1 protein-coding gene is annotated in these 330 nt (G+C 55.8%); it reads right to left on the reverse strand.

Translation table 11 applies throughout. The features are described 5' to 3' along the window. Window positions 1-103 precede the first annotated feature (103 nt). On the reverse strand, window positions 104-330 hold a 227-nt coding region (locus AC1RP1_RS08110; protein ID WP_481762734.1), incomplete at its 5' end, for a hypothetical protein.

Here is a 330-nt window from a genome sequence, read left to right on the forward strand (position 1 = left end):
TTCCTGAGTGGAAGCGAACTCGGATGCGTCTGGAACTCTTCTTTCGACTCGTAGCCAGAAGACGCCTCGAACTCGATGGTGACGCGACTTTTGGTGATTTTGCTCATTTCTTCTCCTTTGTGCGGTGTCGGAACGATTGTTTCTTGTCAAACCCGTGACTCACTGCCTTGTCCACGTCGGTCTGGGTTGCGGGCGGCATATTAGCACGAGCCCGATCCTCGTTCAAGAGGCCGAGGAAGTATGCGATGTTCTGATACATCTGGGTGGCATCGATGACGGCCGCGAAACCCAGCTCACCGAGTACCGGGACGCGCGCCGGAATCTCCTTCC

Source organism: Dellaglioa sp. CoH-56-MRSF-13, from assembly GCF_056782095.1.